The organism is Pseudomonas sp. NPDC087817 (assembly GCF_044742875.1).
GTDB lineage: Bacteria > Pseudomonadota > Gammaproteobacteria > Pseudomonadales > Pseudomonadaceae > Aquipseudomonas.
In genome coordinates, this window is sequence record NZ_JBIUVJ010000120.1 from 1 (window position 1) to 6,828 (window position 6,828).

General features: G+C 57.9%; 8 protein-coding genes. All 8 read left to right on the forward strand.

Translation table 11 applies throughout. From position 1 onward, the window contains the following. On the forward strand, positions 1-198 hold a 198-nt coding region (locus ACIONG_RS29485; RefSeq protein ID WP_401304462.1), incomplete at its 5' end, for a 30S ribosomal protein S2. Positions 199-401: 203 nt separating this feature from the next. Beyond that, positions 402-1,265 (forward strand): translation elongation factor Ts, encoded by an 864-nt coding sequence (tsf, locus tag ACIONG_RS29490; RefSeq protein WP_401304464.1) that lies wholly within the window; start codon positions 402-404, stop codon positions 1,263-1,265. 209 nt (positions 1,266-1,474) lie between these two features. Continuing rightward, positions 1,475-2,218: a UMP kinase gene (gene pyrH, locus ACIONG_RS29495; RefSeq protein ID WP_011332683.1), complete on the forward strand. Its 744-nt coding sequence runs from the start codon at positions 1,475-1,477 to the stop codon at positions 2,216-2,218. Further along, on the forward strand, positions 2,215-2,772 hold the full coding sequence (frr, locus tag ACIONG_RS29500) for a ribosome recycling factor (RefSeq protein WP_096819627.1): 558 nt from the start codon (positions 2,215-2,217) through the stop codon (positions 2,770-2,772). The genes pyrH and frr overlap by 4 nt, the downstream gene beginning before the upstream one ends. A gap of 14 nt (positions 2,773-2,786) precedes the next feature. Then, complete coding sequence (gene uppS / locus ACIONG_RS29505) at positions 2,787-3,542, forward strand: polyprenyl diphosphate synthase (protein ID WP_103303033.1); 756 nt, start codon at positions 2,787-2,789, stop codon at positions 3,540-3,542. Beyond that, positions 3,542-4,348, forward strand: a complete 807-nt coding sequence (locus ACIONG_RS29510) for a phosphatidate cytidylyltransferase (RefSeq protein WP_401304467.1) — start codon at positions 3,542-3,544, stop codon at positions 4,346-4,348. Before uppS ends, ACIONG_RS29510 begins: the two co-directional genes overlap by 1 nt. Continuing rightward, positions 4,345-5,535, forward strand: coding sequence for a 1-deoxy-D-xylulose-5-phosphate reductoisomerase (gene ispC / locus ACIONG_RS29515; RefSeq protein WP_401304470.1), 1,191 nt, complete (start codon positions 4,345-4,347; stop codon positions 5,533-5,535). Before ACIONG_RS29510 ends, ispC begins: the two co-directional genes overlap by 4 nt. A 54-nt stretch (positions 5,536-5,589) precedes the next feature. Then, positions 5,590-6,828 (forward strand): RIP metalloprotease RseP (gene rseP, locus ACIONG_RS29520; protein WP_401304473.1); only part of this gene is annotated, 1,239 nt, incomplete at its 3' end.

Consider the following 6,828-nt stretch of genomic DNA (forward strand, 5'->3'; position numbering starts at 1 on the left):
ATCCCGGTAATCGGCGTTGTCGATACCAACAGCAGCCCGGAAGGCGTTGACTACATCATCCCAGGCAACGATGACGCAATCCGCGCTATCCAGCTGTACATGGGTTCGATGGCTGACGCAGTTATCCGTGGTCGCAACAATGTTGGCGGCGGCACTGTAGAATTCGCAGCTGAAGAAACTCAGGCTGCAGCTGAGTAATTAACGCCCTGGCGTTGACTCAGTAAGCAAAAAGGGGGCCTGGCCCCCTTTTTGCCACCTCGAAAACCGTTGTCGGCGCCCACGTGTGGCAGCGCTCACCCTGCACCTGTAACGTGCAGCGGCTACAACGGTGGTTCGGGAAGAATTGAACGCCCGTTCGATCGGGTGGAATGGTTGAAAACCTATCCAAGAGGAATTTGAAAATGGCAGCAATTACTGCAGCGTTGGTTAAAGAACTGCGCGAGCGTACCGGCGAAGGCATGATGGACTGCAAGAAAGCCCTGGAAAAGGCTGACGGCGACATCGAAAAAGCCATTGATGATATGCGTGCTTCGGGCGCGATCAAAGCTGCGAAAAAGGCTGGCAACGTTGCCGCTGAAGGCGCAATCGCAATCAAGGACGACGGTAAAGCTGCCGTTATCCTGGAAGTGAACTCGCAGACCGACTTCCTGGCTCTGCAAGACGACTTCAAAAACTTTGTTGCTGCCAGCGTTGAAAAAGCCTTCGCTGACAAGCTGACCGACGCTGCTCCGCTGATCGCTGCTCAAGAAGCCGCTCGCGAAGCACTGGTTGCCAAAGTAGGCGAGAACGTGAACATCCGTCGTCTGACCCGTATTGAAGGTGACGTTGTAGGTTCGTACCTGCACGGCAACAAGATCGGTGTGGTTGTGGCTCTGAAAGGCGGCGACGTCGAGCTGGCCAAAGACATCGCGATGCACGTAGCTGCAAGCAACCCTGAGTTCCTGCTGCCTTCGCAAGTTTCCGATGAAGCGATCGAGCGTGAAAAAGCTGTGTTCCTGCAGCTGAACGAAGAAAAAATCAAAGGCAAGCCAGAAAACATGGTTGAGACCATGGTCAAAGGCCGTATCAGCAAGTTCCTGGCAGAAGCGAGCCTGGTTGAGCAGGCGTTCGTCAAGAACCCTGAAATCAAGGTTGGCGAGCTGGCCAAGAAAGGCGGCGCAGAAATCGTTTCCTTCACTTACTACAAAGTAGGTGATGGCATCGAGAAGCCGGTCGACAACTTCGCTGAAGAAGTTGCTGCCCAGCTGGCTGCCGCCAAGCAATAAGACGGTTTTCAACTGTCGCCCGAAAGAGGCTGCCCGCTCACGCGCGCAGCCTCTTTTCAGATGGGGTTATCAATTTTTAATTGGTTTCCACTTGGAACTGACTTACAAAGCCATGTTCCGATGGCGCTGAAGCAGCGCCAAGCTAGAGTGAACGCCAGCTGTAAACAGCTCGCAAAGAATTTTTAAATACGCCGCAGGAGAGATTCGCAATGGCTCAGCAGGGCAGTGGTTATCAGGCTCGCTATAAACGCATTCTACTCAAGCTTAGCGGCGAGGCCCTGATGGGCTCGGAAGAGTTCGGGATCGATCCAAAAGTGCTGGATCGGATGGCGCTGGAAGTCGGCCAACTGGTCGGCATCGGCGTACAGGTCGGTCTGGTGATCGGCGGTGGCAACCTGTTCCGCGGTGAAGCGCTGAGCAAAGCCGGTATGGATCGGGTTACAGGCGACCACATGGGCATGCTGGCCACTGTGATGAACGCCCTGGCCATGCGCGATGCGTTGGAGCGTGCCAATATCTCGGCCATCGTGATGTCGGCCATTTCCATGGTTGGCGTGACCGATCATTATGATCGCCGCAAAGCCATGCGCCACCTGAACTCCAAGGACGTCGTGATCTTCGCGGCCGGTACCGGCAATCCGTTCTTTACCACGGATTCGGCAGCCTGCCTGCGTGCAATCGAAATCGATGCCGACGTCGTTCTGAAGGCGACCAAGGTCGATGGCGTCTACACCGCAGACCCGTTCAAAGACCCGCATGCCGAGAAGTTCGATCATCTGACTTATGATGAAGTCCTGGATCGCAAGCTGGGTGTAATGGACCTGACGGCTATTTGCCTGTGCCGCGACCACAAAATGCCGCTGCGCGTATTCAACATGAACAAGCCCGGCGCCCTGCTGAACATCGTGCATGGCGGCGCTGAAGGCACTCTGATCGAGGAAGTCCAACAATGATCAACGAAATCAAGAAAGACGCTAAAGAGCGCATGACGAAGTCGGTTGAGTCCCTGGCTCACAACTTCGGCCGCATCCGTACCGGTCAAGCGCACCCAAGCATTCTGGAAGGCGTGATGGTGCCGTACTACGGCTCTGACACCCCGATCAAGCAAGTCGCCAACATCACCGTCAAAGACGCGCGTACCCTGCAAGTTGTCGCGTTCGAGCGCAACATGCTCGGTGCTGTGGACAAAGCGATCGGCAGTGCAGGCCTGAACCTGAACCCGACCAACCTGGGTGAGCTGCTGCTGATCAGCATGCCGGCCCTGACCGAAGAAACCCGTCGCGGTTTCACCAAGCAGGCGCGTGATGTGGCTGAAGACGCCCGTGTTGCCGTGCGCAACATTCGTCGTGATGCCAACAGCTCGCTGAAGGACCTGGTCAAGGAAAAAGAGATCAGCGAAGACGAAGAGCGTCGCGCCACTGGCGAGATCGACGATCTGACCAAGAAATTCGTGGCTGAAATCGACGCGAAGCTGGCAGAGAAAGAAAAAGACCTGATGGCCGTATAAGGGTCGAGCTTTAAATGGACAAGACCAAGCAGACTGCGCCGTCCGCGGTGCCGCGCCATGTCGCGATCATCATGGATGGCAACAATCGCTGGGCGAAAAAACGCTTTATGCCGGGTGTCGCCGGGCATAAAGCGGGCGTGGATGCTGTGCGGGCCGTTATTGAGGTGTGCGCTGAAGCCAAGGTCGAAGTGTTGACCCTGTTCGCTTTTTCCAGTGAAAACTGGCAGCGCCCGGCCGATGAAGTCAGTGCCTTGATGGATCTGTTCTTCAAGGCCTTGCGTCGTGAAGCCAAGCGTCTCAATGACAACAACATCAGCCTGCGCATCATTGGCGATCGTTCGCGCTTTCATCCGGAGCTTCAAACCGCGATGCGCGAAGCCGAGGCCATGACTGCGGGTGCCAACCGCTTCATCCTGCAGATTGCCGCCAACTACGGTGGTCAGTGGGATATCGCGCAGGCTGCGCAGCGTCTGGCCCGTGAAGTCCAGGCCGGGCATCTGCGTCCGGAAGACATCACCCCTGATCTGTTGCAAACCTGTCTGGCGACCGGCGATCTGCCGTTGCCGGACCTGTGCATTCGCACGGGTGGCGAGCACCGCATCAGTAACTTCCTGCTGTGGCAACTGGCTTACGCCGAGTTGTACTTCTCCGACCTGTTCTGGCCGGACTTCAAACACGATGCCATGCGCAATGCGCTGGCCGATTTCGCTTCGCGCCAGCGTCGCTTCGGTAAAACGAGCGAGCAGGTCGAAGCTGGAGCCCGGGTTTAATGCTTAAACAACGAATCATCACTGCGCTGATCCTGCTGCCGATTGCCTTGTGCGGGTTTTTCCTGCTCGAAGGTTCCGCTTTTGCGCTGTTCATTGGTCTGGTCGTGAGTCTCGGCGCCTGGGAATGGGCGCGTCTGGCGGGCTTCACCGCACAATCGTTCCGCGTCGGCTTTGCCGCTGTCGTCGCATTGATGCTGTTCGTCATGTATGTGCTACCCGGTCTTGCGCCTTGGGTGCTCGGTGCTTCGGTGTTGTGGTGGGCCGTGGCAACGTTTCTCGTGTTGACATACCCGCGCTCCAGCGAGCATTGGTCCAGTGCTGCCACCAAACTGCTGATCGGCCTGTTGATTCTGCTGCCGGCCTGGCAAGGTCTGGTGCAGATCAAGCAGTACCCGTTGGGCAACTGGCTGATCATGGCGGTGATGGTGCTGGTCTGGGGTGCGGATATCGGCGCCTACTTCTCGGGTCGTGCATTCGGCAAGCGCAAGTTGGCGCCTCAGGTCAGCCCGGGCAAAAGCTGGGAAGGCGTTTATGGTGGCCTGGCGCTGAGCCTGGTGATTACCGCCATTGTCGGGCTGGTGCGCGACTGGACAGTGGCAGAGTTGCTTAAAGGCCTGATTGGCGCGGCACTGATCGTATTTGTCTCGGTCGTCGGTGATCTCACCGAAAGCATGTTCAAGCGTCAGTCCGGCATCAAGGACAGCAGCAATTTGCTGCCGGGTCATGGCGGCGTGCTTGATCGCATCGACAGTCTGACGGCGGCTATTCCAGTCTTCGCTGTATTGCTGTGGATGGCTGCACCGTGAGCCGCCCGCAGCAGATTACCGTTCTGGGGGCTACCGGCTCGATCGGCCTGAGCACTCTGGATGTGATTGCTCGCCACCCTGAGCGTTACCAGGTTTTCGCCTTGAGTGGTTTCACTCGTCTGGCTGAGCTGCTGGCCTTGTGCGTACGTCATGTGCCGCAGTATGCCGTGGTGCCGGAAGTCGCCGCCGCTCGCGGTTTGCAGGACGATTTGCGCGCAGCCGGTTTGCCAACCCGTGTGCTGGTGGGGGAGGAGGGCCTGTGTCAGGTCGCCTCTGCGCCGGAAGTCGATGCGGTCATGGCTGCGATCGTCGGTGCGGCAGGCTTGCGCCCGACACTGGCAGCCGTCGAGGCGGGCAAGAAGATCCTGTTGGCCAATAAAGAGGCGTTGGTGATGTCCGGCGCCTTGTTCATGCAGGCGGTACGCAAGAGCGGTTCGGTGCTGCTGCCGATCGACAGTGAGCACAACGCGATTTTCCAGTGCATGCCACAGGATTTCGCCCGTGGATTAAGCAGCGTCGGCGTGCGTCGGATTTTACTCACAGCCTCTGGCGGCCCGTTCCGACAGACGCCCATGAGTGAGTTGGCGCATGTTTCACCTGACCAGGCCTGTGCGCACCCGAACTGGTCCATGGGGCGCAAGATTTCCGTGGATTCGGCAAGCATGATGAATAAAGGTCTCGAGCTGATCGAGGCCTGCTGGTTGTTTGATGCCAAGCCGTCCCAAGTCGAGGTGGTGATCCATCCGCAGAGCGTGATTCACTCGCTGGTCGATTATGTCGATGGTTCGGTGTTGGCGCAGTTGGGCAATCCCGACATGCGTACGCCAATTGCCAATGCACTGGCCTGGCCGGAGCGAATTGATTCCGGCGTGGTGCCGCTGGACCTGTTTGCGATCGCGCGTCTGGACTTCGAAGCGCCGGACGAAGAGCGCTTCCCCTGCCTGCGTCTGGCGCGGCAGGCTGCCGAGGCGGGCGACAGCGCGCCGGCGATGCTCAATGCCGCCAATGAAGTGGCGGTCGCAGCGTTTCTCGACGGACGGGTTCGTTATCTGGAAATCGCGAGTATCATCGAGGAGGTCTTGAGTCTCGAGCCGGTTGTGGCACTCGGCGATCTCGATGCGGTCTTCACGGCAGACGCCAGGGCGCGAGTCCTGGCGGAACAATGGTTGAAGCGTCACGACCGATAGATTTAGAAACACAATGGCTTCACGCGGCACTGAACGGGATTGCGGAGAAAGTAGATGAGCGCGCTCTATATGATTGCCGGCACCCTGATCGCTTTGGGTGTGCTGGTCACCTTTCACGAATTCGGCCATTTCTGGGTCGCGCGTCGCTGCGGCGTCAAGGTTCTGCGCTTTTCCGTAGGCTTCGGTATGCCGTTGCTGCGTTGGCACGACAAGCAAGGCACCGAGTTCGTCGTCGCTGCCATCCCGTTGGGTGGTTACGTGAAGATGCTCGATGAGCGCGAAGGTGAAGTGCCGGTCGATCAGCTCGACCAGTCGTTCAACCGCAAGTCGGTTCGCCAGCGTATCGCCATTGTCGCCGCCGGCCCAATTGCCAACTTCCTTTTGGCCTTGGTGTTCTTCTGGGTGCTGGCCATGCTCGGAAGCGAGCAGGTGCGTCCGGTGATCGGGGCGGTCGAGTCCGGTAGCATTGCGGCCAAGGCTGGTTTGAGCGCAGGTCAGGAAATTGTTGCGATTGATGGCGAGCCGACCTCTGGCTGGGCTGCTGTCAATCTGCAACTGGTTCGTCGACTCGGTGAGAGCGGCTCGTTGCAGTTGCTGGTCCGTGAGCAGGGTTCTACTGCAGATTCGCCGCGCGAACTGGCGCTGGATCACTGGCTCAAGGGTGCTGATGAGCCGGATCCGATCCGTTCTCTGGGTATTCGTCCATGGCGTCCGGCCTTGCCGCCGGTGCTTGCCGAGCTTGATCCGAAGGGCCCGGCTCAGGCGGCTGGCCTGAAAACCGGTGATCGTCTGCTGACGCTTGATGGCCAGGCACTCAATGACTGGCAGCAAGTGGTGGATACCGTTCGTACGCGTCCTGATACCAAAATCATGCTGCGCGTCGAGCGTGATGGTGCTCAAATCGACGTCCCGGTGACCTTGGCCGCTCGCGGTGAAAGCAAGTCGCCAAGCGGTTACCTGGGGGCCGGCGTGAAAGCCATCGACTGGCCGCCGGAGATGATTCGCGAGGTCAGTTACGGGCCGTTGGCCGCAATTGGCGAGGGTGCCCGTCGCACTTGGACCATGAGCATTCTGACGCTCGATTCGCTAAAGAAAATGCTCTTCGGCGAGCTCTCGGTAAAAAACTTGAGTGGACCGATAACCATTGCTAAAGTGGCGGGCGCTTCTGCCCAGTCGGGCGTCGCTGATTTCCTGAATTTCCTTGCTTATCTTTGTATTAGCTTGGGGGTTATGTTTTTTCTTCACTTTTGTTTTCTTGTTTGTGTTGTTCTTTTGTTTTTTCTTATTGTGTTT

What these genes read in the sequence shown, in the direction of transcription:
- tsf (WP_401304464.1), top strand. Translation starts at nt 402, where the DNA reads ATGGCAGCAATTACTGCAGCGTTGGTTAAAGAACTGCGCGAGCGTACC.
- pyrH (WP_011332683.1), top strand. Translation starts at nt 1,475, where the DNA reads ATGGCTCAGCAGGGCAGTGGTTATCAGGCTCGCTATAAACGCATTCTA.
- frr (WP_096819627.1), top strand. Translation starts at nt 2,215, where the DNA reads ATGATCAACGAAATCAAGAAAGACGCTAAAGAGCGCATGACGAAGTCG.
- uppS (WP_103303033.1), top strand. Translation starts at nt 2,787, where the DNA reads ATGGACAAGACCAAGCAGACTGCGCCGTCCGCGGTGCCGCGCCATGTC.
- ACIONG_RS29510 (WP_401304467.1), top strand. Translation starts at nt 3,542, where the DNA reads ATGCTTAAACAACGAATCATCACTGCGCTGATCCTGCTGCCGATTGCC.